The organism is Curvibacter sp. GW821-FHT01G03 (assembly GCF_059422285.1).
Genome location: NZ_JBWKWP010000005.1, coordinates 40,340 through 64,890, shown reverse-complemented (window position 1 = coordinate 64,890; position 24,551 = coordinate 40,340). Strand labels below are relative to the sequence as shown.

Here is a 24,551-nt window from a genome sequence, read left to right as displayed (position 1 = left end):
CCACGTTGCACACACCACTGCGGGCTCAGGCACCACTGCCCTGGGGCTGCTGCAACTTGATCACAGCTCGATACCCCAAAGCTTTGGCGTAGCGCTGTACTGTTTGCATCGAAGGCTGGCGCCCGCCACTCTCCAACCTGGCAATCGTGCTTTGGCTTGTGCCCATGCGCTGGGCCACCTCGGCCTGGGTCAGGCCTGCACGATGACGAGCCGCGATGAGTTCTCGCGCCATTTCGAACTCATCGGCCAATCTGTCGTACTCGGCTTGAGCTTCTGCCTCAGCGAGCAGGCTGGGTTTGAAATCTTTCAAGCTTTTCATATCACCGCCTCTGATCTGTCTAAGGCCATCTCAAACGCTCTTCGGGGTGTGGCCTGGGTCTTCTTCACAAACACGTGCAGCACGATCAATCTTTGCCCGCGGATCGCGGCATCGACGGCCCGAGAAATGCCATCGCGCCCCCGCAGCCGCATTTCCCACTGTTTGTTTTCAAGCGGCCGCACGTGCGGCAAGCCGACTTGCTGGGGCCCCAGGTCCTCCAGCCACTCGGCAATCCGCAGGAAGCGGGCCTTCATGTCCGCAGGTAACGCTCCCAATTCGGGCTCTGCCAACGGGTGAATCACAACGGTCCAAGCGCTCAAATTATATCCTTTTGGGTATTTTTTGAGGTCGCGGTCAACACCTGTGCCAGAAGACCTGCGTCAGAACCCCAATGAAAAAGCCTCATGGGACGAAACGTCGCATGAGGCTTAGGAGGCATTTTCAGACGCAGGGCTGCACGGCAGCCAGAGCCCAGGCCGCATCCCGCCCTGAAGGTCAGGGTGGAAGGGCGAAGCGGGGCGGGGCCATCAGGCCCCTGCCCCTTACTTGCGCGCTGGCGGCAGGTCGGTGCAGCTGCCGTGGGCGGCTTCGGCGCACAGGCCGATGCTTTCGCCCAACGTGGGGTGCGGGTGGATGGTCTTGCCGATGTCGATCTCGTCGGCGCCCATCTCGATGGCCAGGGCCACCTCGCCGATCATGTCGCCAGCGTGCGTGCCCACCATGCCGCCACCCAGGATGCGGTGGGTCTCGGCGTCGAACAGCAGCTTGGTGAAGCCTTCGTCGCGGCCGTTGGCAATCGCACGGCCCGAGGCGCTCCAGGGGAACAGGCCCTTCTTGACCTTGATGCCCTGGGCCTTGGCCTGGTCTTCGGTCAGGCCCACCCAGGCCACTTCGGGGTCGGTGTAGGCCACGCTGGGGATCACGCGGGCATTGAAGGCGGCGCTGGCCAGTTCCTTGTCGCCCTTGAGTTCGCCGGCAATCACCTCGGCGGCCACGTGCGCCTCATGCACCGCCTTGTGCGCCAGCATGGGCTGGCCCACGATGTCGCCGATGGCGAAGATGTGCGGCACATTGGTACGCATCTGGATGTCGACGTTGATGAAGCCCCGGTCGGTCACGGCCACGCCGGCCTTGTCGGCGCTGATCTTCTTGCCGTTGGGCGTGCGGCCCACGGCCTGCAGCACCAGGTCGTAGGTCTGCGGTGCGGGCGCCGTGCCGCCTTCTTCGGCCGCGGCAAACGTCACCTCGATGCCTTCGGGCGTGGCCTTGGCCGACACCGTCTTGGTCTTGAGCATGATGTTGTCGAAGCGGTGGGCGTTCATCTTCTGCCAGACCTTGACCAGATCGCGGTCAGCGCCCTGCATCAGGCCGTCCATCATCTCCACCACGTCCAGGCGCGCGCCCAGGGTGCTGTATACCGTGCCCATTTCGAGGCCGATGATGCCGCCACCCAGGATCAGCATGCGCTTGGGCACTTCCTTGAGCGCCAGCGCGCCGGTGCTGTCGACCACACGCGGATCGTCAGGCATGAAGGGCAGGCGCACGGCTTGCGAGCCGGCCGCGATGATGGCGCGCTGAAAGCCGATGGTCTGGGCCTTGCCCGTGCGCACCTGGGCTTCGCCGCTGGTTTCTTCCACCTGCAGCTGGTGGCTGCTGATGAAGTTGCCGTAGCCCCGCACCACCGTCACCTTGCGCATCTTGGCCATGGCGGCCAGACCGCCGGTCAGCTTGCCGATGACCTTTTCCTTGTGGCCGCGCAGCTTGTCGATGTTGACCGTGGGGGCCCCGAAATCGACGCCCAGATCGGCCATGTGGCTGACCTCGTCCATCACCGCCGCCACGTGCAGCAGCGCCTTGGAGGGGATGCAGCCCACGTTCAGGCACACGCCACCCAGGGTGGCATAGCGCTCGACCAGCACCACCTTGAGGCCCAGGTCGGCCGCGCGGAAGGCGGCCGAGTAGCCACCGGGGCCGCCACCGATCACGATCACGTCGCAATCGATGTCGTTGCTGCCCGTGGGCGCTGCGGCCACCGGGGCCGGGGCGGCAGCCACCGGCGCAGGGGCCGCGGCAGCGGGTGCCGGGGCCGCGGCAGCAGGCGCTGCAGCGGCAGCGCCTGCCACTTCGAGCGACAGGATCACCGAACCCTCGGCCACCTTGTCGCCGAGCTTGACCTTGAGTTCCTTCACCACGCCGGCGTGCGACGAGGGGATCTCCATCGAGGCCTTGTCGGACTCGACCGTGATCAACGATTGTTCAGCCTTGACCGTGTCGCCGGGCTTGACCAGCAGTTCGATGATGGCCACTTCGGAAAAGTCACCGATGTCGGGGACCTTGATGTCTATCAGGCTCATATGGAACCTTTCAATTTGATCGTGAAGATGTTGATGGGCGCGGCCGAGTTGCGGTCGAATTCGCAACTGGCGGCCAGGCCGGCCTCGGCCACCTCGCGGGCGGTCTTGGCCCGGGCATAGGTGGCATGCATGGCGCCGAGGGCAAAGCTGCGTCCGGAGCCGATGCCCCAAAACTCTTTGAACTCGAACACCTCGCGGTAGCTGTACAAGCCATAGATGCCGCTTGCGTTGGCAATCAGCACGCTGAACTGGCTGGACTCGTAGGGGTCGTTGTCGTCTTCCTTGGTCTGCAGAAAGAAGGTTTCTTTCAGCAGCGGGTGCAGTCGCGTGAAGGTGTCAAACACCTCGTCGCGGCTGCCCAGACGCAACTGATCCTTGGGCAAGGCATTCAGCGCCTTGCGCAGCACCGGGAAATGCGCCACGGTGCCGGCCATGCCGATGTAGCTGGGGCCGCCCATCGCATCGACCTTGAAGAGCTTTTCATTCTCTTCAAAGCGCTGCGACAGCCGGGTATCGCCAAAGGTGACCAGGGTATCGGCCGCAATGGCCACCTGCCCACCCTTGCGCACGACGACCACGGTCGTCATGCGCAGGCCCCCTGCCCCATCGGGCACACGCCGGCCTGCCGGGCGCCGCCAGCCCACACCACAGCGAGCGTGGGGTGCCGTGCCGTCACAGCAGGACGCGACGGAAGTCGGCCAGGATCTGACCCAGGAAGGCGTTGAAGCGCGCGGCAGCCGCCCCGTCGATCACGCGGTGATCCCAGGTCAGCGACAGCGGCAGCATCAGGCGCGGCTGGAAGGCCTTGCCGTCCCACTTGGGTTCGATCTGGCTCTTGCACACGCCCAGGATCGCCACCTCAGGCGCATTGATGATGGGCGTGAAGTAACGCCCACCAATGCCGCCCAGGCTGGAGATGGTGAAGGTGGCACCGCTCATGTCGGCCGGGCCCAGCTTGCCATCACGGGCCTTCTTGGCCAGTTCGCCCATTTCCTGGCTGATCTGCAGCACGCCCTTCTTGTCGGCGTCCTTGATCACCGGAACGACCAGGCCGTTCGGGGTGTCGGCGGCAAAACCGATGTGGTAGTACTGCTTGTAGACCAGCGAGTCGCCGTCGAGGCTGCTGTTGAACTCGGGGAACTTCTTGAGCGCGGCCACCGAGGCCTTGATCAGGAAGGCCAGCATGGTCACCTTGACGCCGCTCTTCTCATTCTCCTTGTTGGTGGAGACGCGGAAGGCTTCGAGGTCGGTGATGTCGGCATCGTCATGGTTGGTGACGGCCGGGATCATGATGGCGTTTCGCAGCAGGTTGGCGCCGCTGATCTTCTTGATGCGACCCAGTTCCTTGCGCTCGATCGGGCCGAACTTGGCGAAGTCGACCTTGGGCCAGGGGATCAGGCCCAACTCAGAGCCACCACCACCGGTCGAAGCCGGAGCCTTGGCGGCCTGTGCCTTGGTCTGCACCGAACCGGCCATCACAGCCTTGGTGAAGGACTGCACGTCGGCCGGGGTGATGCGGCCCTTCAGGCCCGTGCCCTTGACCTCTTCGAGCGGCACACCCAGTTCGCGGGCGAACTTGCGCACCGAGGGCGAAGCATGCGGCAGCGCAGCCGAAGGCGTGCCCGGCTGGTGGGCCGGCACGGCCAGGGCAGCGGGCGCGGCGGCCACGGCAGCCACAGCTACCGGGGCAGCAGCTGCGGCGGGAGCGGCGGCCGGTGCCGGTGCGGCGGCCGGGGCCGCAGCGCCAGCGGCGCCTTCCAGCACGGCGATCAGGTCACCGATGTTGACCTTGTCGCCGATCTTGACCTTGAGCTCCTTGAGCACGCCGGCATGCGACGAGGGGATCTCCATCGAAGCCTTGTCGGATTCGACCGTGATCAGCGATTGCTCGGCCTTCACGGTGTCGCCGGGCTTGACCAGCAGTTCGATCACGGCCACGTCCTTGAAGTCGCCGATGTCGGGCACCATCACATTGACCGGGCCGGCCGCAGCGGCCGGGGCCGCCACAGGGGCCGCTACTGGGGCCGCCACCGGAGCGGGTGCGGCAGGGGCCGGCGCCGCAGCAGCCGGCGCGGCGGGTGCTGCAGCCGGGGCTTCGGCGGCACCCGCCACCTCCAGCGCCACCACCACCGAGCCTTCGGAGACCTTGTCACCGAGCTTGACCTTGATTTCCTTCACCACGCCGGCATGCGACGAGGGGATTTCCATCGAGGCCTTGTCGGATTCGACGGTGATCAGCGACTGCTCGGCCTTGACCGTGTCGCCCACCTTGACCAACAGCTCGATGACGCCCACTTCGTCGAAATCACCGATGTCGGGGACCTTGATATCTACCAATGCCATGTTGTGTCTCCTGGCCGTATCAGGCGTACAGCGGGTTGATCTTGTCGGCCTGGATGCCGTACTTGGCAATGGCCTCGGCCACCTTGGCCACGGGCACGGTGCCTTCTTCGCTCAGCGCCTTCAGTGCAGCCACCACAATGTAATGGCGGTTGATCTCGAAGTGCTCGCGCAGCTTGCTGCGGAAGTCGCTGCGACCAAAACCGTCGGTGCCCAGCACCTTGTAGGTGCGGCCCTTGGGGATGAAGGGGCGGATCTGCTCGGCGTAAGCCTTCATGTAGTCGGTCGAAGCCACCACCGGGCCATTGTGGGCGCCGAGTTGCTGGGCCACGAACGGCACACGCGGGGTTTCCAGCGGGTGCAGCAGGTTGAAGCGCTCGGCTTCCTGACCGTCGCGGGTCAGTTCGTTGAAGCTCGGGCAGCTCCAGACGTTGGCGGCCACGCCCCAGTCCTTCTCCAGCAGCTCTTGCGCAGCAATGCTTTCACGCAGGATGGTGCCCGAACCCAGCAATTGCACGCGCGGGGTCAGCTTGGCGCCTTCCTTGCACAGGTACATGCCCTTGATGATCTGCTCTTCGGTGCCGGGCGTCAGGCCGGGCATGGCGTAGTTTTCGTTCAGCAGGGTCAGGTAATAGAAGACGTTGTCCTGCTTTTCAACCATGCGCTTCAAGCCATGGTGCAGGATCACGCCCACTTCGTGTGCAAAGGTCGGGTCGTAGCTGACACAGTTCGGGATGGTGCCGGCCAGGATGTGGCTGTGACCATCTTCGTGCTGCAAGCCTTCGCCGTTCAGCGTGGTGCGGCCCGAGGTGCCGCCCAGCAAGAAGCCGCGGGCCTGCATGTCGCCAGCCGCCCAGGCCAGATCGCCAATGCGCTGGAAGCCGAACATCGAGTAGTACACGTAGAACGGCACCATGATGCGGTTGCTGGTGCTGTAGCTGGTGGCCGCAGCAATCCAGCTGCTCATGCCGCCGGCCTCGTTGATGCCCTCTTGCAGGATCTGACCGGCCTTGTCTTCGCGGTAGTACATCACCTGGTCCTTGTCGACCGGGGTGTACTGCTGACCTGCCGGGTTGTAGATGCCCACCTGACGGAACAAGCCTTCCATACCGAAGGTACGGGCTTCGTCCACCAGAATCGGCACCACGCGCGGGCCCAGGGCCTGGTCACGCAGCAACTGGGTCAGAAAACGCACATAAGCCTGGGTGGTGGAGATCTCGCGGCCTTCGGCCGTGGGCTCCATCACCGACTTGAACACCTCCAGCGAGGGCACGGTGAACTGCTCGTCGGCCTTGGTGCGGCGGTGCGGCAGGTAACCCCCCAGGGCCTTGCGGCGCTCGTGCAGGTACTGCATTTCCGGGGTGTCGTCGGCCGGCTTGTAGAACGGGATGCTCGGCAGGTCGCTGTCCGAAATCGGGATGTTGAAGCGGTCGCGGAAGATCTTGATGTCTTCGTCGGTCAGCTTCTTGGTCTGGTGAACGTTGTTTTTGCCTTCACCGGCCTTGCCCATGCCAAAGCCCTTGACGGTCTTGATCAGCAGCACGGTGGGCTGGCCCTTGTGCTTGGTGGCGGCGGCGTAGGCGGCATACACCTTCTGTGGATCGTGGCCGCCGCGGCGCAGCGCCCAGATCTGCTCGTCGCTCATCTTCGACACCATTTCGAGGGTGCGCGGATCGCGGCCGAAGAAATGCTTGCGCACATAGGCGCCGTCGTTGGCCTTGAACGACTGGTAGTCGCCGTCCAGGGTTTCCATCATGACCTTGCGCAGCGCGCCGTCCTTGTCGCGGGCCAGCAGCGGATCCCAGTCAGAGCCCCACAGCAGCTTGATCACGTTCCAGCCAGCACCGCGGAACTCGCCTTCGAGCTCTTGCACGATCTTGCCGTTGCCGCGCACCGGGCCGTCCAGGCGCTGCAGGTTGCAGTTGACCACGAAGATCAGGTTGTCGAGCTTTTCGCGCGCCGCCAGACCGATCGCGCCCAGCGATTCCACTTCGTCCATCTCGCCGTCGCCACAGAACACCCACACCTTGCGGTTTTCGGTGTTGGCAATGCCGCGGGCATGCAGGTACTTCAGGAACCGGGCTTGGTAGATCGCCATCAGCGGGCCCAGGCCCATCGAGACGGTCGGGAACTGCCAGAACTCAGGCATCAGCTTGGGGTGGGGGTAGCTCGACAGGCCCTTGCCGTCCACTTCCTGGCGGAAATGCAGCAGTTGCTCTTCGGTCAGGCGGCCTTCCAGGTAGGCGCGGGCGTAAACGCCAGGCGACACGTGACCCTGGATGTAGAGGCAGTCACCGCCATGGTTTTCGCTCTCGGCGTGCCAGAAATGGTTGAAGCCGGCGCCAAACATGTGGGCCAGCGAGGCGAACGAGCCGATGTGGCCGCCCAGATCACCGCCATCCACCGGGTGGTGGCGGTTGGCCTTGACCACCATGGCCATGGCGTTCCAGCGCATGTAGGCGCGCAGACGTTCTTCGATTTCGATGTTGCCAGGGCAGCGCTCTTCCTGGTCGGGCTCGAGGGTGTTGACATAACCGGTGGTGGCCGAAAACGGCATGTCGATGCTGTGCTCACGCGCATGTTCGAGCAATTGCTCAAGCAGGAAGTGGGCGCGCTCTGGGCCCTCAGCTTCGATCACGGCGGACAGTGCGTCCATCCACTCACGGGTTTCTTGGTTGTCCAGGTCTTGTGCCGGGTTGGCAGCAATGCCGGGCACGTGCTCGGGTTGGGCTGACATGCTTGTCTCCTGCTAAAGGGGTTGCGTCATGATTTTGACGGGGCGAGTGTCTCACAAAAAATTCAAATTTCAAATGATGACCTTCGATTTCGCATTATGAACTTACATGTCTTCCACCTCCGATACATGACCTGACACTTGAGCCCCCTCCCCTACACTTGAGGGCATGCAACCGTCTGATTCCGCCGTGCCGTCCAGCGCCGGCAAACTGCGCACTGTCGCCTGGATCCGCCATTGGTGGGGTCAACAATCCCCCAACCGGCAGGACCGCTTTGCCATGCTGGCCCCGCTGGTGGCCGTGGTGATGTTTTTGGCAGCCATCGGTTCTGCATTCTGGTACCTGAGGGCCGAGGAAATCGAGCGCGAGCACGAAGCCGTGAAACGAGATGTGGAATACGCCCAGCAGCGCCTGCGCCTGCGCCTGCTGGAGCGACAGGAGCAACTGATGCGCCTGGCCCGCGACGTCTCCAACCGCGAGCTCAACCGCAACGACTTCAACGCCCGCGCCGACAACCTGATCAACCAATACCCCGAGCTGCAGACCCTGAGCTGGATCGACGACAAGCGGCGGGTGCGCGCCTCTCGCGCGGCCCCCACCGTGCCGGGCTCGCGGCTGCTGAACCCGGGCGACACCCTGCGCGCCGGCGAGACCGACGAGACCTACGGCCTGACCAAGGACCTGCAGCAGCCGGTCTACTCTCAACCGGTGGGCAATGAGGAGTCAGCCCAGCTGCAGCTGCACGTTCCCCTCAATGAACAGGGTCGCTTTGCCGGTGTGGTGGCTGCGGAATACTCGGTCGACGGCCTGCTGCGTTATGGCGCCCCCACCGAGGTGCTGGCCAAATACGCGGTCTCTCTGATCGATGCCAGGGGCCATTTGCTGGCTGGGGCCGTGCTGCCCCCGCACAGCAAAGCCAGCCGCCTGCTGCCCTGGACGGTCAAGGCCAATGAATTCGAGGTGCCCGTGTCGCCCATCGGCAACAGTCTGCTGCTGCGTGCCCAGGGTTACCGCACCTCGCTGGGCCTGATCGGCAGCGGGCAGTTCTGGCTGGTGGGCGTGCTCAGCGTGATGACGGCCTGGATGCTGATCGCCAACTGGCGCCACACACGCCGACGCGTGCGCACACAAGAGGCCCTGGTGGCCGAGACCAATTTCCGCCGCGCCATGGAAAACTCGATCCTCACCGGCATGCGGGCCATGGACATGGACGGCAAGGTCAGCTATGTGAACGCCGCGTTCTGCCAGATGACGGGCTGGACAGCCCAGGAGCTGGTCGGCCAGACCCCGCCCTTCTCTTACTGGCCCGAAGAGGACCACGCCGCACTGGCTGCGCGCCTGCGCGACGAACTGTCAGGCAAGACCATCCAGGGCGGCTTCCAGGTCAAGGTCAAGCGCAAGAGCGGCGCCCTGTTCGATGCGCGCCTGTATGTGTCGCCCCTGATCGACGCCCATGGCCACCAGACCGGCTGGATGACGTCGATGACCGACATCACCGAACCCAACCGCATCCGGGAGCAGCTCTCGGCCTCGTACGAGCGCTTCACCATCGTGCTGGAGGCGCTGGACGCCTCGGTGTCCGTCGCGCCGCTGGGCAGCGAAGAGCTGCTGTTTGCCAACAAGCTTTACCGACTGTGGTTTGGCGCCCACACGGGTGGCCACCTGCAACTGGTGGTCCAGGCTGGCGTGCCCACCAGCCAGTCGCAGGAGCAATCGCTCGATGACGTGGACGGCCTGGCCGGCCTGCCCACCGAATCGCTCACCACGGCCCAGGCCGAAAACGCCGAAATCTTCGTGCCCGAGCTGGGCAAATGGCTGGAAGTGCGTTCACGCTACCTGAACTGGGTGGACGGCCGCCTGGCCCAGATGGTGATCGCCACCGACATCACCCCCCGCCGCCAGGCCGAGGAACAGGCTGCAGCCCAGGCCGAGCGGGCGCAAAACGCCAGCCGCCTGATCACCATGGGTGAAATGGCCTCCAGCGTGGCGCACGAGCTCAACCAGCCGCTGACCGCCATCAACAACTACTGCAATGGCATGGTCTCGCGCATCAAAGACCAGCAGATCACCGAAGAAGCCTTGCTGGCCGCGCTGGAAAAGACCTCCAAGCAGGCACAGCGGGCTGGCCAGATCATCCAGCGCATCCGATCTTTCGTGAAGCGCAGCGAACCCAACCGCACCCTGTCGGACATTGGCGGCATGGTCAGCGAGGCGGTCGAGCTGGCCGAAATCGAACTGCGCCGGCGCAACGTGCGCCTGAGCTACTACGTGGCCGCCCGCCTGCCACGCCTGCTGGTCGACCCCATCCTGATCGAGCAGGTATTGGTCAACCTGATGAAGAACGCCTCCGAGTCCATCGACGCCGCCGACCGCCCCTCCCCGCGCCGCAGTGTGGAGTTGCGCGTGGTACCGCGCCAGGTCGATGGCCAGAACGCGGTCGAATTCTCGGTGGTCGATACCGGGCAGGGCCTGGCCCCCGAGGTGCTGGAGCGCCTGTACGAAGCCTTCTTCTCGACCAAGGCCGAAGGCATGGGCATCGGCCTCAATCTGTGCCGCTCCATCATCGAGTCGCACAGCGGCCGGATGGAGGCTGAGAACCTCTACAATGGCGCCGACATCACAGGTTGCCGGTTTTCCTTCTGGTTACCTGTGGCCCAACAGCCCATTGAGGGCGCTGCACGTTCTGCTGAACAGACAAGGATCCCGGGGTAACGCATGAGTTTGATTCCAAAGAAGGGCACTGTTTACGTTGTTGACGATGACGAAGCCGTCCGTGATTCCCTGCAATGGTTGCTCGAAGGCAAGGATTACCGGGTTCGCTGCTTCGAATCCGCTGAAGCCTTTCTGAGCCGCTACGACCCGCGTGAGGTCGCCTGCCTGATCGTCGACATCCGCATGGGCGGCATGACCGGTCTCGAACTGCAAGACCGCCTGCTGGAGCGCCGCTCCCCCCTGCCCATCGTCTTCATCACCGGCCACGGCGACGTGCCCATGGCTGTCAACACCATGAAAAAGGGCGCCATGGATTTCATCCAGAAGCCCTTCAAGGAAGAAGAATTGCTGGGCCTGGTCGAGCGCATGCTCGAACACGCCAAGGGCGCCTTCAGCGAGTACCAGCAGGCCGCCAGCCGCGACGCCCTGCTGTCCAAGCTGACCTCGCGCGAAGCCCAGGTGCTGGAGCGCATCGTCGCCGGCCGCCTGAACAAGCAGATCGCCGACGACCTGGGCATCAGCATCAAGACGGTCGAGGCCCACCGCGCCAACATCATGGAAAAGCTCAATGCCAACACCGTGGCCGACCTGCTGAAGATCGCGCTGGGACAAAACGCCCCGAAAGCCTGATCACCCCCATTTTTGCTATCAACGTCATAGCCAACTTCGCCCGCCTGATTGCTTCCAGCGGGCGTTTTTACTTGAGAATCCGAAAACATGACCGCACAACTCATCGACGGCAACGCCCTCTCCAAGCAACTGCGCGCCCAGGTGGCCGAACGCGCCTCTGCCCTCAAGGCCCAGGGCGTCACCCCCGGCCTGGCCGTGGTGCTGGTGGGTGACAACCCGGCCAGCCAGGTGTATGTGCGCAACAAGGTCAAGGCCTGCCAGGACAGCGGCCTGCACTCGGTGCTCGAGAAATACGAAGCCGACATGAGCGAGGCCGACCTGCTGGCCCGCGTCGAGGCCCTGAACAACGACCCCAGCATCCACGGCATCCTGGTGCAACTGCCGCTGCCCGCGCACATCGACGCCCAGAAGGTGATCGAAGCCATCTCGCCCCTGAAAGACGTGGACGGTTTTCACATCGCCAGCGCCGGTGCCCTGATGACCGGCATGCCCGGCTTCTGGCCCTGCACCCCCTACGGCTGCATGAAGATGCTCGAATCCATCGGCTACGACCTCAAGGGCAAGCACGCCGTGGTGATCGGGCGCAGCAACATCGTGGGCAAGCCCATGGCCCTGATGCTGCTGCAGAAGAACGCCACCGTCACCATCTGCCACAGCGCCACCCGCGACCTGAAGGCCCAGACCCTGCAGGCCGACGTGATCGTGGCTGCCGTGGGCAAGCGCAACGTGCTCACCGCCGACATGGTCAAGCCCGGTGCCGTCGTGCTCGACGTGGGCATGAACCGCAATGACGAAGGCAAGCTGTGCGGCGACGTCGACTTCGACGGCGTGCGCGAAATCGCCAGCCACATCACCCCCGTGCCCGGCGGCGTGGGCCCCATGACCATCACCATGCTTCTCGTCAACACCCTCGAAGCCGCAGAACGTGCGGCCTCTGGGGCTTGAAGCCAGCCCTTTCGGCGCCACCATCCAAAGCATGAGCAATCCACTCCTCGACTTCTCCGACCTGCCCCTGTTCGACCGGATCCAGCCTGACGACGCGGCCCCGGCCATCGACGCCTTGCTCGCCGATGCCAACCAGGCCCTTGAAACCGTCACCGCCCCCGGGTTTCCAGCCGACTGGCTGGCCATCGCGCGGGTGCTGGATGTGGCCACCGAACGCCTGGGCCGCGCCTGGGGTGCCATCAGCCACCTGAACGCCGTGGCCGACACGCCCGAGCTGCGTGCCGCCTACAACGAGGCCCTGCCCCGCGTCACCGAGTTCTGGACCCGCCTGGGCGCCGACGAACGCCTGTACGCCAAGTACAAGGCCATCGACGTGGCCAGCCTCAACACCGAGCAGCGCCAGGCCCACCTGAATGCCGTGCGCAATTTCGTGCTTTCAGGCGCCGAGCTGCAGGGCCCTGCCCGTGAGCGTTTCGCCCAGATCCAGGAACGTCACGCCGAGGTCACCCAGAAGTTCAGCGAGAACGCACTCGACGCCACCGATGCCTTCGCCTACTACGCCAGCGAAGACGAGCTGGCCGGCGTACCGGCCGACGTGGTGCAGGCGGCCCGCCAAGGCGCCGAGGCCGAAGGCCAGGCAGGCTACCGACTCACGCTCAAGATGCCGTGCTACCTGCCCGTGATGCAGTACGCCCACAGCAGCGCCTTGCGCGAAAAGCTCTACACCGCCTATGTCACCCGCGCCAGCGAGCTGGGTGACGCCCGCTTTGACAACACCCCGCTGATCCGCGAGATCCTGGCCCTGCGCCACGAAGAAGCCCAGCTGCTGGGTTACGCCAACTTTGGCGAGGTGTCCCTGGTGCCCAAGATGGCCCATTCGCCAGCCCAGGTCAGCGAGTTTCTGCGTGACCTCAGCCGCAAGGCCCGGCCCTACGCCGAGCAAGACCTGGCCGACATGCGCCAGTTCGCCGCCACCGAACTGGGCCTGGCCGATCCCCAGCCCTGGGATTGGCCCTACATCGGCGAAAAGCTCAAGGAAGCGCGCTACGCCTTCAGCGAGCAAGAGGTCAAAGAGTACTTCACCGCCCCCAAGGTACTGGCAGGCCTGTTCAAGATCATCGAGACCCTGTTCGAAGTCAACATCCGGCGTGACCAGGCCCCGGTCTGGAACCCGGCCGTCGAGTTCTACCGCATCGAACGCAACGGGCAACTGGTGGGCCAGTTCTACCTCGACCAACCCGCCCGCACCGGCAAGCGCGGTGGCGCCTGGATGGACGACGTGCGCGCCCGCTGGCTGCGGCCCGACAACGGCCAGTTGCAAACCCCGGTGGCCCATCTGGTGTGCAACTTTGCCTCCGGCGTGGGCGACAAGCCGGCCCTGCTCACGCACGACGACGTGATCACCCTGTTCCATGAATTCGGCCACGGCCTGCACCACCTGCTGACCCAGGTCAGCGAGCGCGACGTATCAGGCATCAGCGGGGTCGAGTGGGACGCCGTCGAACTGCCCAGCCAGTTCATGGAGAACTTCTGCTGGGAGTGGGACGTGCTGCGCCACATGACCGCCCACGTGGACACCGGCGAGCCCCTGCCGCGCGCCCTGTTCGACAAGATGATCGCGGGCAAGAACTTCCAGAGCGGCCTGGGCACCCTGCGCCAGATCGAGTTCTCGCTGTTCGACATGGAACTGCACACCCGGGCCGACGCCCCCGACGCCTTCATGGACGTGCTGGCCGCCGTGCGCCGCGAAGTGGCCGTGCTGCAACCGCCGGTCTTCAGCCGCACCGCCCACACCTTCAGCCACATCTTTGCCGGTGGCTATGCCGCCGGCTACTACAGCTACAAATGGGCCGAAGTGCTGAGTGCCGATGCCTACGCTGCCTTCGAAGAAAGCGTGCTGCCCGATGGCAGCCCCAACCCCGAGACCGGCCGGCGCTATCGCCAGTCCATTCTTGAGGCCGGTGGCAGCCGCCCGGCCATGGAATCGTTCAAGGCCTTCCGGGGCCGTGAACCCAGCCTGGATGCGCTGCTGCGCCACCAGGGCATGAACTGAGACCCTGCCCCTGCAGACAACCCCTGCTCACTGACCATGGCCGCCCCCACTTCAGCCTTTCAGACCTCGACCTCGGTCAGACACCTGCGGGTGTCCAGCCCCCTGCTGCTGGGGGCTCTGCTGGCCCTGGGAGCGGGGCTGATGGCGGCCCCCCCCGTGCAGGCGCAGCAGGTCTACCGCATCGTGGGCCCTGACGGCAAAGTCACGTTTTCAGACCGGCCGCCCGAAAAACCCGATGCCAAGGTCGCCACCGTGCGCTCCGGCAGCAGCCAGGCCGAGGCCAATGCCACCCTGCCACCCGACCTTCGGCGCATTGCCAACCAGTACCCCGTCACCCTCTATGTGACCCGTGACTGCGATGTCTGCAGCGCCGCACGCCAGGTGCTGACCAGCCGTGGCATCCCGTTTGCCGAAAAAACCATCATTTCCAACGCCGACATCAGCGCGTTCAAGCAGCTCAGCGGCAGCGACACCCTGCCCGCGCTGAGCATCAGCAGCCAGTTCCTGCGTGGCCTGCAGGAGAACGAATGGAAGAGCTACCTGGATGCTGCCGGCTACCCGCCCCAGATCCAGCTGCCTGCCGCCTACCGCCGCCCGGCCCCTGAGCCACTGGTGCCCGCGGGCGATGCCCCAGCCAAGCCCCTCAGTGACGCCAAGCCCAAAGCCAAGCCCGCCCCTGAATTGCCGGTGGCCCCCAGGCGCGCCACTGAAAACAACCCTGCAGGGCTTCAGTTCTGAGCCTGCGCCTTTGCAGCCGGCGCCTTTGCAGTAGGCGTTTTTGCAGTCGGTACTTTCAAGCCTGCGCTTTTGGGTCGGCACTTCTGAGCCGGGGTCCCCTCTCGGCTCAGGCTGGATTCAAGCGCCTTCAAGACGACCTTGGTCAACAGCAGGGGCCTCCAAAGCGTGCCAAGGGCTCACGATGCCACTAAACTCGAAGCCCGTCCGTCGTCAGAAATGAGCGGGCGATGCCGCCGCGGCGGGCTCACCGCTGCCGGCTGTCTTCTTCAAGGTTTCTCATGCGCACTTTCCTGCGGGCTCTGGCCCTGCTCATGCTCCTCCCCCTGCTGGGCTTGGCCGGTTTGGCCTCGGCAGCCCCAGGCCCCACGGGCGCGGCCCCCTTCCGCATCGGGGTGGCCCCCCACTCCAGCGCCCGGGTGATTCTGGAGATGTACCAGCCCCTGCGTCTGTACCTTGAAAAAGCCCTGGAACACCCGGTCGAGATCGTGACCGCGCCCGACTTCACTGAATTCGCACGCCGGGCCCTAGCCCAGCAATACGACATGGCCATCACCACCGGTCACCAGGCCCGGCTGCTGCAGACCGACGCCGCCTACCGCCCTCTGCTCACCTACCAAAACGACTTCAAGGCCGTGGCCCTGGTGGGCCCTGACAGCGACTACCGCAACCCACAAGACCTCAACGGCAAACCCGTGATCGGCCTGTCGGCCAGCTCGCTGGTCACCCTGTGGGGGCAGCACTGGCTGATCCGCAACAGCGTCAGCAACACCACCATGCGCTATGTCAGCGCATCAGACAGCGTGGGCCAATTGCTGCTCAAGGGTGAAGGCAGCGTGGGCTTCATGTCGCTGGCCAACTTCCAGAACCTTCAGCCCGCCGTGCGCGACCGCCTGCGCGTGGTGGCCGAAAGCCTGCCCATGGCCGGCCGCGTCTACGTGCTGAACCAGCGCCACGCCAAACGCTATGACGAGATCCTGGCGCATCTGCGTGCCTTTGCCGACACCCCCGAAGCCAAGCAGTATTTCAACCGCTACAACCTGGGCGGTTACCGGGCCCTGGAGCCGCGTGAGCTGGTGGCCCTGGAGCCCTACGCCAACGAGGTCCGGCTGGCGCTCAAGCAAGGCAAATGATGCGCCTGCACCTGCCTTGGCGCACTGTGCGCGGGCGCCTGCTCATGGCCGCCCTGCTCGTCGAAATGGTGATGCTCGCCTTGCTGGTGGGCAACAGCCTGCGGCTGCTGCACGACGCCATGGGCGACCAGGCCCGCGAGCAAGCCGACCAGATCGCCCCCGTGCTGTCGGCGGCATTGGTGGCCCCGCTCGCACAGTATGACTACGCCACCGTGCAGGCCGTGCTCGATGAAAGCCATGCCATCCATGGCATCGAATACCTGGCCGTGACCGATGCCAGTGGCGAGGTGGTGGCCACCAGTGGCTGGCCCACTGGCAAGGCCCTGCCCCCGGTCACGGGTGAGTTCAACCTCGATGCCGCCAACACCCCGCCCCGCTACGACATGGCCCTGCCCATCCGCCAGTCAGGCCAGACGCTGGGCAAGCTGCAGTTCGGCCTGGACCTGACCCGCATCCTGGTGGCACGCCAGCAGCTGGTCACCCAGGGCGTGCTGATTGCGCTGTCCGAGCTGCTGCTGTCGGCGGGCCTGCTGACGCTGCTGGGCCTGCTGATCACGCGGCAGTTGTCGGTGCTGACGACCGCCAGCCTGCGTGTGGCCCAGGGGCAGCTCACCATGCAGCCCGTGCCCGAAGGCCAGGATGATGTCGGCCGCCTGGGTGCCGCCTTCAACGTGATGTCGCGGGCCATTGCCGAGCGGGTGGAACAACTCACCCGTGCCAACCAGGAGACCGCCGACATTGCTGCCTCGCTGCAAGAGCGCAACCGCGAACTGGCCCTGAGCCACGCCCAACTGAGCGCCGAGAACGCCATCCGGCTCAAAACCCAGCAAGAGCTGGAAGACGCCCTGCAGCGCATCGGTGACCGCAACGAGCAGCTCAATGCCATCTTCGAGCTGAGCCCCGACGGCTTTGTGGCCTTCGACAGCGAGCAACACGTGAAGTACGCCAACCCGGCCTTCCACCGGCTGACTGGCCTCAGCACCAGTGACGTGGTGGGCCTGGACGAAGCCTGCTTTTCAGCGCGCCTGGCCCAGGCCTGCCAGCCCAAGGCCCGCTTTCCGGGGCTGGCAGCCTTGCTGGAGCCGTCCCATACCGGGCGCGGCCCGGGCGCCGGCCCGCGCCATCAGATCGAACTGGCGGCGCCCCTCCACCGGGTCTTGCAGGTGGCCCTGCGCGAATCGGCCGCCGAATCGGTGTCGCAGATCCTGTACCTGCGCGACGTGACCCACGAAACCGAAGTGGACCGCATGAAGAGTGAGTTCCTCTCGCACGCGGCCCATGAATTGCGCACCCCCATGGTCAGCATCTTTGGCTACACCGAGCTGATGCTGCACATGCCTTTCAAGGAAGAAAAGCGCAAAGAGGTGCTGGGCATCATCTACCGCCAGTCCGAACTGATGATTGCCATCATCAACGAACTGCTGGACCTGGTGCGCATCGAGGAGCGCCGCGGCCAGGACTTCGACTTTCAGGCTGTCGATGCCGACGCGCTGACCCGGCAGGTGGTGGTCGATTTCGGTGTGCCCGCAGGCCGGCAGGGCCCGCTGTTGCCGGCCGAAGCCGGCCCGATGTGGGTGCGGGCCGACCGCAAGAAGCTGATGCAGGCGGTGCGCAACATCGTCTCCAATGCCTACAAGTATTCGCCCGACGGGGGCGACGTGAGCGTGAGCCTGCTGCAGGCCCACCCCGACCAGCCCGGCCGCCTGGGCATCCGGGTGCGCGACCAGGGCCTGGGCATGACGCCCGAGCAAGTGGCTCGCGTGTTCGAGCGCTTCTACCGCGCCGACACCTCGGGCCAGATCCCGGGCACCGGCCTGGGCATGAGCCTGGTCAAAGAGATCATCGAGCTGCACGGCGGCACGGTCGAGCTGCACAGCGAGTTGGGCCAAGGAACCGAAGTAACCCTGTGGGTGCCTGTGACGGAAGGTCCGGCACCTGCACCTCCCTCGGCCTGATGTCGAAGCATCCCCCCCAAACAGAAGGGCCCCGCGGGGCCCTTCTTCTTGGCAACTCAAAACACCTTGCGGCTCAAAACCCCAAGACGTGCGGCAACCAGGTCGAGATGGCCGGCACAAAAGTCAACAGGATCAGCACGATCAGGTGCGCCAGCAAAAACCAGGGCAGCTCGCGGGTCAGGTCCTTCAGCGGCACCTTGGTGGCCACCGAAGTCACGAACAGCAGCCCTCCCACCGGGGGCGTGATCATGCCCAGGGTCAGGTTCACGATCACCACCATCGCGAAATGGATCGGGTCGATGCCCAGCGCCGCCGAGATCGGTGCCAGGATGGGCACCAGGATCATCACCCCCGGCAAGGGCTCCATGAAAATGCCGAACAGCAGCAACAGCACATTCACCGCGATCAGGAAGGTGACAGGCAAGAGGTTCCAGCCCACGATGGTCTGCGCCAGTTGCTGAGGCACGCCTTCCACGGTCAGCACCCAGGCAAAGGCCGCCGACGCCGCCACCACCAACAACACCGAAGCCGTCAGCAAGGCCGAGCGGGCCGCAATGTGCGGCAGCGCCTTCCACTCCAGCGTGCGATACACCCATTTGCCGCAGACCAGGGCATAGAACACCGCCACCACCGACGCCTCGGTGGGGGTGAAGATCCCGAAGCGGATGCCCACCAGAATCAACACCACCAGGCCCAGTGCCGGGATGGCCTTGAAACTGTTGACCAGCATCTCGCGGCCCGAAGGCTGCGGCTCGCGCGAGCGGTAGTCACGCTCGCGGCAAACCCGCCAGTTCACCACTGCCATGGCCAGCGCAATCAGCAGGCCGGGGATGAACCCCGCGATGAACAGCCCGCCCACCGAGACCTGCTCATCCTGCAAAGCGTAGATGATCATGATGATCGACGGCGGGATGATGGGCCCCACGATGGCCGTGCTGGCCGTCAGTGCCGCCGCGTAGGCACGCGAGTAGCCCGCCTTTTCCATCATCTTCACCATCATCGAGCCCGGGCCGGCCGCATCGGCCAGGGCCGAGCCCGAGATGCCCGAGAACAGCGTCAGCGACAGGATGTTGGCATAACCCAGGCCGCCGCGCAGGTGGCCCACAAACTGGGCGGCAAAGCGCAACAGCACCGTCGTCAGCGCACCGCCCGACATGATCTCGGCGGCCAGGATGAAAAAGGGCACCGCCATCAGCGGAAAACTGTCGATGCCGGTGAACATCTCCTTGAAGACGATCAACTGCGGGTAGCGCCCGCCGACAAACACGGCCAGCGAGGCCGACATGGCCAACGCAAAGGCCACCGGGAAACCGAGCGTCATCAAGACGATGGCGGCAATGAAAAGAGTCAGGGTCATGGGTGTTGTCTCCGGCCGTTCACAGCGAGGCAGCCGATTCGGCATCCATCTCGTCCGACTCTTCAAAGCGGCCGGCCGAGATGTAGCCACGCGCCACAAACATCAGGTGCAGCAGCATCAGCACAAAGCCGATCGGCATGGCCGTGTAGATGTAGGCAATCGGGATGTCGGTGGCCGCCGTGGTCTGAAACCGCGTGGCCCACACATACAGGATGGAGAAATACGTCATCACGGCACAGAACAAGCCCATGCCCACCACCACCACCGTGCGCAGCAACCGGGCCAGCGGGGTGCTGACCACCTGATGCAGGTTGTCGATGGCCACATGGCCACCAAAACGCAGCACCAGGCCGGCCCCCAGAAAAGTGCCCCAGATCATCAGGTGGCGGGCCACCTCTTCGGCCCAGACGATGGAGTCGCCCGTGGTGTAGCGCAGCACCACATTGGCAAACACGATGCAGGCCATGACCAGCAACAACAGAATCAGCACCCAGCGGTTGCAGGCCACCAGGACGCGTTCAAGGCGATTGAACATAGGCAATGGAACAGGTGAACACGGCGCCACTGGGGCGCCGTGAAGGTGGGGGAAAAGACGGGCCCCGGCCACCTGCGGCGGCCAGGCGGACCGGCTTACTTGGCGTGGCTGATCTCGTCCAGCGTCTTCTGGCCGAACTTGCTGGCGTACTGCTTGTAGGCCGGGGCCAAGGCCGCCTGGAAGGCCGCACGATCCACCTGGGTCACCACCTGCACGCCATGCGACTTGATCTCTTCAACGCCCTTCTTCTCGACCTCATCCACAAACTTGCGCGATGCCAGCGCACCGGCCTTGGCACCTTGCGTGAAGGCGGCCTTCTGGGCATCGTTCAGGCTGCCCCAGAATCCAGGCGACACAATCAGCGCCATCGGTGCGTACACGTGCGAGGTCAGCGTCAGGTGCTTCTGCACCTGCCACAGCTTGGCCGACACAAACACCGAGATCGGGTTCTCCTGGCCGTCGATGGTGCCTTGCTGCAGGGCCCCGATCACTTCGGGCCAGGCCATGGGGGTGGGCGAGGCACCCAGGGTGCGGAAGGCCGTGATGTGCACCGGGTTCTCGGTCACCCGGATCTTCAGGCCCTTGAGGTCTTCGGGCTTGCTGACCGCCACCTTGTTGTTGCTCAGGTGGCGAAAGCCCTGCTCCCCCCAGGCCAGGGCGATCAGGCCGCGGGCCTTGAACTTGCCCAGCAGGTCCTGGCCGAAGCTGCCGTCCAGCACGGCGCGGGCGTGCGCGGTGTCACGGAACAGGAACGGAATGTCCACCACACCCACATCCGGCACGAAATTGCTCAAGGCCCCCGTGGAAACAATCACCGCTTCGACCGTGCCCAACTGCAGGCCTTCGATCAGTTCGCGCTCACCGCCCAGTGCACTGGAAGGGAACTGCTTGAACTTGAAGGCGTTGTTGGTGGCCTTCTCTACCGATTCAGACCAGGCCTGGGCGGCGGCACCATAGTGCGAATTGATGGCCAGCGCATAACCCAGCTTCACCTCCTTGGCCTGTTGGGCCAAGGCCATGCCAGAGCAGGCCACCAGGGCCGATGCCACGCAGGCAGACAGAATCGTGCGACGCAGAAACATGGTGTTTATCTCTATGTTGTGAATATGTTAAATAACCTGTAATTGTAGGTTTCACATTCACAAGCCTCGTGTGCCGCAGGGCTCAACCATGGCTGCGCCGCCCTTGCCCAAACGACATGGGGGCCATCGCCAATGCAGATTGCAGCCCGGTGCCCGGGCTCAAAACAGGTCTCAGTAGCTGAGGGTTTCCACACCACGCGGCGTGCCCAGCAGGCACACGGCGGCCTTCTGATGGGCAAACACGCCCACGGTCACCACGCCAGGCCACTGGTTCACTTCGGATTCAAAGGCCAGCGGGTCGGCGATCTTGAGGCCGCGCACATCCACGATCACCTGGCCGTTGTCGGTGATCAGGGGCTGGCCGTCTTTCAGGCGCACGCTGCCCTCACCGCCCAGGGCGGCAAACTGCCGGATGATGCGCTGGGCGGCCATGGGGATCACCTCGACCGGAAGCGGAAAGCCGCCCAACACCGGCACCTTCTTCGACTCGTCGGCAATACAGACAAAGCGCTTGGACAGGCTGGCCACGATCTTTTCGCGCGTCAGGGCCGCACCGCCGCCCTTGATCATGTAACCGTTGCCGTCGATTTCATCGGCCCCATCAATGTAGACCGACAGGCTGCTGACCTCGTTGGCATCCAGCACCGGGATACCCAGGGCCTTCAGTCGCACCGTCGAGGCCTCGGAGCTGGACACCGCACCCGGGATCTGGTCGCGCATGCTGGCCAGCGCATCGATGAACTTGTTGACCGTCGAGCCCGTGCCCACCCCCACGATTTCGCCTGGCACCACGTAGTGCAGCGCGGCCTGGCCAACCAGGGCCTTGAGTTCGTCTTGGGTGTAGGTGGTGGTGCTCATGGGGAATCCGGGGAAGTGGGGTGAGGGATTGGGGGAAAATCGGGGGAAGACTTACAAAACGCCCGAATTATCCAATGTCGCTTCTGCCCTATGCCCTCGCCCGCCCCTTTTTGTTCAGCATGGACGCCGAAAAGGCCCATGAACTGACCCTGAACGCCCTGGCGCGCACCCAAGGCACGCCGCTGCAATGGGCCTGGGCTGGCAGCCGGGTGAGCGACCCTGTGACCGTGGCTGGCCTGAGCTTTCCCAACCGCATCGGCCTGGCCGCCGGGCTCGACAAAAACGCCCGCTGCATCGACGCGCTGGGCGCCCTGGGCTTTGGCTTTGTCGAAGTGGGCACCGTCACCCCCAAGGGCCAGCCGGGCAACCCCAAGCCGCGCATGTTCCGCCTGCCCCAGAGCAACGCGCTGATCAACCGCCTGGGCTTCAACAACGAAGGCCTGGACGCCTTCATCGCCAACGTCAAACGCGCCCGCTTCCGCACCCAGGGCGGCAGCCAACCCATGCTGCTGGGTCTGAACATCGGCAAAAACGCTGCCACGCCCATCGAACAGGCCACCAGCGACTACCTGACCTGCCTGGACGGCGTCTACCCCCATGCCGACTACGTGACAGTCAACATCTCCAGCCCCAACACAAAAAACCTGCGCGCCCTGCAAAGCGATGAAGCCCTGGACCAACTGCTGTCGGCCCTGGCCGCCCGGCGCGCCGAACTGCAAGCCGCCCAGAACCGCCGCGTGCCCTTGTTCGTGAAAATCGCCCCCGACCTGGACGAGGCCCAAATCGAGGTGATTGCCGCCACCCTGCAGCGCCACGGCATGGACGGTGTGGTGGCCACCAACACCACCCTGAGCCGTGATGCCGTCAAGGGCCAGGCCCACGCCGACGAAGCCGGTGGCCTCAGCGGCGCCCCGGTGCTGGAAGCCAGCAACCGCGTGATCCGCCGCCTGCGGGCCACACTGGGCCCCGCCTACCCCATCATCGGCGTGGGCGGTGTGCTGAGCGGCCGCGACGCCGTCAGCAAGCTCGAAGCCGGCGCCAGCCTGGTACAGCTCTACACGGGCCTGATCTACCGCGGCCCGGCCCTGGTGGGCGAAGCCGCCGCCGCGCTCAAGGCGCACCACCCGCATTGACGCGCCACGAAAAAGCCTGACCTAGCTCAGGTTTTGCTTTCCCGGGCTTGGGCACAATGCCCCACCCTCACCCTTGTTCGCCAAGCTCCCTATGCTCAGTTTTCTCCCGCCCCTGCTCAGGGGCGTCATCGCCTTTGTGCTGCTGGTCCTCAACACCTTGTTCTGGTGCGCCCTGCTGTTCATCCTGGCGCTGTTCAAGCTGGTACTGCCCTTTCAAGGCGTGCGCAGCTTCATCGACCCCTGGCTGAACCGCATCGCCACGGCCTGGATCAGTTGCAACAGCGGCTGGATGGCCCTCACCCAACGCACCCGCTGGGATGTGCAAGGCGTCGAGCAACTGCCCTACCAGGGCTGGTACCTGGTCAATGCCAATCACCAGAGCTGGGTCGATATCTTTGCGTTGCAACACCAGTTGAACCACCGCATCCCGATGCTCAAGTTCTTCATCAAGCAGCAGCTGATCTATGTGCCGGTGATCGGCCTGGCCTGGTGGGCGCTGGATTTTCCGTTCATGAAGCGCCACTCGCGCGATGCCCTGCGCAAAAACCCGGGCCTGCGCGATCAAGACCGCGAAACCACCCGCAAGGCCTGCGAGAAATTTGCCCAGGTGCCCACCAGCATCATGAACTTTGCCGAAGGCACGCGCTTCACCCCCGACAAGCACCGCCGCACCTCGTCGCCCTACCGCCACCTGCTCAAGCCCAAGGCCGGCGCGCTGGCCCTGTCGCTCAACGCCATGGGCGAGCGGTTTCACTCGCTGATCGACGCCACCATCGTCTACCCCGATGGCGTGCCCAGCTTCTGGGATTTTCTGTGCGGGCGTTGCCCCCGCGTCATCATGCGCGTGCACCAGGTGGCCATTCCGCCCGAGTTTGCCCAGGGCGACTACGACAAGGATTCTGAATTCCGCGGTACTTTCCACCGCTGGCTGGGTGATCTTTGGGAGCGCAAGGACGCCGAGATCGACACCCTGCTGCCAACCAAGCCCGCTCCAGGCAAACGCTGAGCCACGGCGGCCACCCGGCCGCCGTCAAACACCTGCCACATCCGGCAGGCCACAATCCCCCCGTCGGGCCGCAACCGCGGCCCGCACCACACACACTGGAGCCACCATGCCCAACACCCGGGACACCGACAAGTCCATCCCCCTCGATCAGCCCCTGGTCAACGGCCTCACGCCGGCTGAGATCTTCACCAGTTGCGTGGAGGGCTTCAACTTTGGCACCGCCCACCAGGAAAGCTGGATCGAGCGCTTCGGCGAACCCGAATGGGATGCCGAGTTCGTCAACGAACGCACCGGCTTCACCTGCCGCATCGCCACCTTCTTCGAGCTGCTCGAAGACGAGACCGGCGACGCCGAAGCCGAGGACTACACCGTGCTGCGCTATGTGGTTGAACTCAAGCTGGGCGATGCCGAGTACATCTCGGTGATGTGGGAGGCTCACAACGCCGGCCCGGCCGACGCCGAGTTCATGAAGCAGTGCGCCCACAAGACCCTGATCAAGATGAGCGCCGTGATCGGCGTCAAGGTGGGCTACGAGCTGATGCAAGACCCGTCGGAGTACTGATCCACCCTAGGCAGCCCAGGCCCTCCCGGAAACCAGGCGGGCCTGCGACCGCCCTCACTGCCCAGCCACCACGGTTGGGCACTTACCCCATATTTGTCACTATGATC

General features: G+C 64.7%; 20 protein-coding genes. 10 read left to right on the top strand and 10 right to left on the bottom strand.

Annotated features, from left to right (window positions below):
* Window positions 1-25: 25 nt before the first annotated feature.
* The 6 genes from AC07VS_RS08120 to aceE form a co-directional block, all read right to left on the bottom strand.
* On the bottom strand, window positions 26-319 hold the full coding sequence (locus AC07VS_RS08120) for a helix-turn-helix domain-containing protein (RefSeq protein WP_494750668.1): 294 nt from the start codon (window positions 317-319) through the stop codon (window positions 26-28).
* Complete coding sequence (locus AC07VS_RS08115) at window positions 316-639, bottom strand: type II toxin-antitoxin system RelE/ParE family toxin (RefSeq protein WP_494750667.1); 324 nt, start codon at window positions 637-639, stop codon at window positions 316-318. Before AC07VS_RS08115 ends, AC07VS_RS08120 begins: the two co-directional genes overlap by 4 nt.
* A gap of 222 nt (window positions 640-861) precedes the next feature.
* Window positions 862-2,673, bottom strand: coding sequence for a dihydrolipoyl dehydrogenase (gene lpdA, locus AC07VS_RS08110; RefSeq protein ID WP_494750666.1), 1,812 nt, complete (start codon window positions 2,671-2,673; stop codon window positions 862-864).
* Window positions 2,670-3,260: an MFS transporter gene (locus AC07VS_RS08105; RefSeq protein WP_492346642.1), complete on the bottom strand. Its 591-nt coding sequence runs from the start codon at window positions 3,258-3,260 to the stop codon at window positions 2,670-2,672. Before AC07VS_RS08105 ends, lpdA begins: the two co-directional genes overlap by 4 nt.
* Window positions 3,261-3,345: 85 nt before the next feature.
* Entirely contained in the window at window positions 3,346-5,016 is a 1,671-nt protein-coding gene (gene aceF / locus AC07VS_RS08100; protein ID WP_494750665.1) for a dihydrolipoyllysine-residue acetyltransferase, read from the bottom strand.
* Window positions 5,017-5,035: 19 nt separating this feature from the next.
* Window positions 5,036-7,750 (bottom strand): pyruvate dehydrogenase (acetyl-transferring), homodimeric type, encoded by a 2,715-nt coding sequence (gene aceE / locus AC07VS_RS08095; protein WP_492346640.1) that lies wholly within the window; start codon window positions 7,748-7,750, stop codon window positions 5,036-5,038.
* A gap of 166 nt (window positions 7,751-7,916) precedes the next feature.
* Between aceE and AC07VS_RS08090 the strand changes: the two genes are divergently transcribed.
* From AC07VS_RS08090 to AC07VS_RS08060, 7 genes are all read left to right on the top strand, one after another.
* Window positions 7,917-10,460, top strand: coding sequence for a PAS domain S-box protein (locus AC07VS_RS08090; RefSeq protein WP_494750664.1), 2,544 nt, complete (start codon window positions 7,917-7,919; stop codon window positions 10,458-10,460).
* A gap of 3 nt (window positions 10,461-10,463) precedes the next feature.
* Window positions 10,464-11,090: a response regulator transcription factor gene (locus tag AC07VS_RS08085; RefSeq protein WP_019576848.1), complete on the top strand. Its 627-nt coding sequence runs from the start codon at window positions 10,464-10,466 to the stop codon at window positions 11,088-11,090.
* Window positions 11,091-11,177: 87 nt separating this feature from the next.
* Window positions 11,178-12,035: a bifunctional methylenetetrahydrofolate dehydrogenase/methenyltetrahydrofolate cyclohydrolase FolD gene (gene folD / locus AC07VS_RS08080; RefSeq protein ID WP_492346638.1), complete on the top strand. Its 858-nt coding sequence runs from the start codon at window positions 11,178-11,180 to the stop codon at window positions 12,033-12,035.
* Window positions 12,036-12,066: 31 nt separating this feature from the next.
* The gene (locus tag AC07VS_RS08075; protein ID WP_492346637.1) at window positions 12,067-14,088 is read left to right on the top strand and encodes a M3 family metallopeptidase; all 2,022 of its coding nucleotides are present in this window, start codon (window positions 12,067-12,069) and stop codon (window positions 14,086-14,088) included.
* A 36-nt stretch (window positions 14,089-14,124) separates the two neighbouring features.
* Window positions 14,125-14,826: a DUF4124 domain-containing protein gene (locus tag AC07VS_RS08070; RefSeq protein WP_494750663.1), complete on the top strand. Its 702-nt coding sequence runs from the start codon at window positions 14,125-14,127 to the stop codon at window positions 14,824-14,826.
* A 311-nt stretch (window positions 14,827-15,137) separates the two neighbouring features.
* A complete protein-coding gene (locus AC07VS_RS08065) occupies window positions 15,138-15,956 on the top strand; it encodes a phosphate/phosphite/phosphonate ABC transporter substrate-binding protein (RefSeq protein WP_494656241.1) in 819 nt (272 codons plus the stop codon).
* The gene (locus AC07VS_RS08060) at window positions 15,953-17,911 is read left to right on the top strand and encodes an ATP-binding protein (RefSeq protein WP_494656242.1); all 1,959 of its coding nucleotides are present in this window, start codon (window positions 15,953-15,955) and stop codon (window positions 17,909-17,911) included. The genes AC07VS_RS08065 and AC07VS_RS08060 overlap by 4 nt, the downstream gene beginning before the upstream one ends.
* A gap of 73 nt (window positions 17,912-17,984) precedes the next feature.
* Here the strand turns inward: AC07VS_RS08060 and AC07VS_RS08055 are convergent, their stop codons facing one another.
* The 4 genes from AC07VS_RS08055 to rpiA all read right to left on the bottom strand — a co-directional run bounded on the left by AC07VS_RS08055 (window position 17,985) and on the right by rpiA (window position 21,743).
* The gene (locus tag AC07VS_RS08055) at window positions 17,985-19,268 is read right to left on the bottom strand and encodes a TRAP transporter large permease (protein ID WP_494750662.1); all 1,284 of its coding nucleotides are present in this window, start codon (window positions 19,266-19,268) and stop codon (window positions 17,985-17,987) included.
* A 19-nt stretch (window positions 19,269-19,287) separates the two neighbouring features.
* Entirely contained in the window at window positions 19,288-19,803 is a 516-nt protein-coding gene (locus AC07VS_RS08050) for a TRAP transporter small permease (protein WP_492346632.1), read from the bottom strand.
* Window positions 19,804-19,898: 95 nt separating this feature from the next.
* Window positions 19,899-20,885: a TRAP transporter substrate-binding protein gene (locus AC07VS_RS08045; RefSeq protein ID WP_492346631.1), complete on the bottom strand. Its 987-nt coding sequence runs from the start codon at window positions 20,883-20,885 to the stop codon at window positions 19,899-19,901.
* A 171-nt stretch (window positions 20,886-21,056) separates the two neighbouring features.
* Window positions 21,057-21,743, bottom strand: a complete 687-nt coding sequence (rpiA, locus tag AC07VS_RS08040; RefSeq protein WP_492346630.1) for a ribose-5-phosphate isomerase RpiA — start codon at window positions 21,741-21,743, stop codon at window positions 21,057-21,059.
* Window positions 21,744-21,817: 74 nt separating this feature from the next.
* Here rpiA and AC07VS_RS08035 point away from each other — a divergent pair, with 74 nt between their 5' ends.
* The 3 genes from AC07VS_RS08035 (at window position 21,818) to AC07VS_RS08025 (ending at window position 24,444) form a co-directional block, all read left to right on the top strand.
* The gene (locus AC07VS_RS08035; RefSeq protein ID WP_494750661.1) at window positions 21,818-22,876 is read left to right on the top strand and encodes a quinone-dependent dihydroorotate dehydrogenase; all 1,059 of its coding nucleotides are present in this window, start codon (window positions 21,818-21,820) and stop codon (window positions 22,874-22,876) included.
* A 91-nt stretch (window positions 22,877-22,967) separates the two neighbouring features.
* Window positions 22,968-23,882, top strand: coding sequence for a 1-acylglycerol-3-phosphate O-acyltransferase, YihG family (gene yihG, locus AC07VS_RS08030; protein ID WP_494656247.1), 915 nt, complete (start codon window positions 22,968-22,970; stop codon window positions 23,880-23,882).
* Window positions 23,883-23,988: 106 nt separating this feature from the next.
* Window positions 23,989-24,444 carry a hypothetical protein gene (locus AC07VS_RS08025; protein WP_492346623.1) on the top strand — a complete coding sequence of 152 codons (456 nt, stop codon included), beginning with the start codon at window positions 23,989-23,991 and terminating at the stop codon, window positions 24,442-24,444.
* Window positions 24,445-24,551 lie beyond the last annotated feature (107 nt).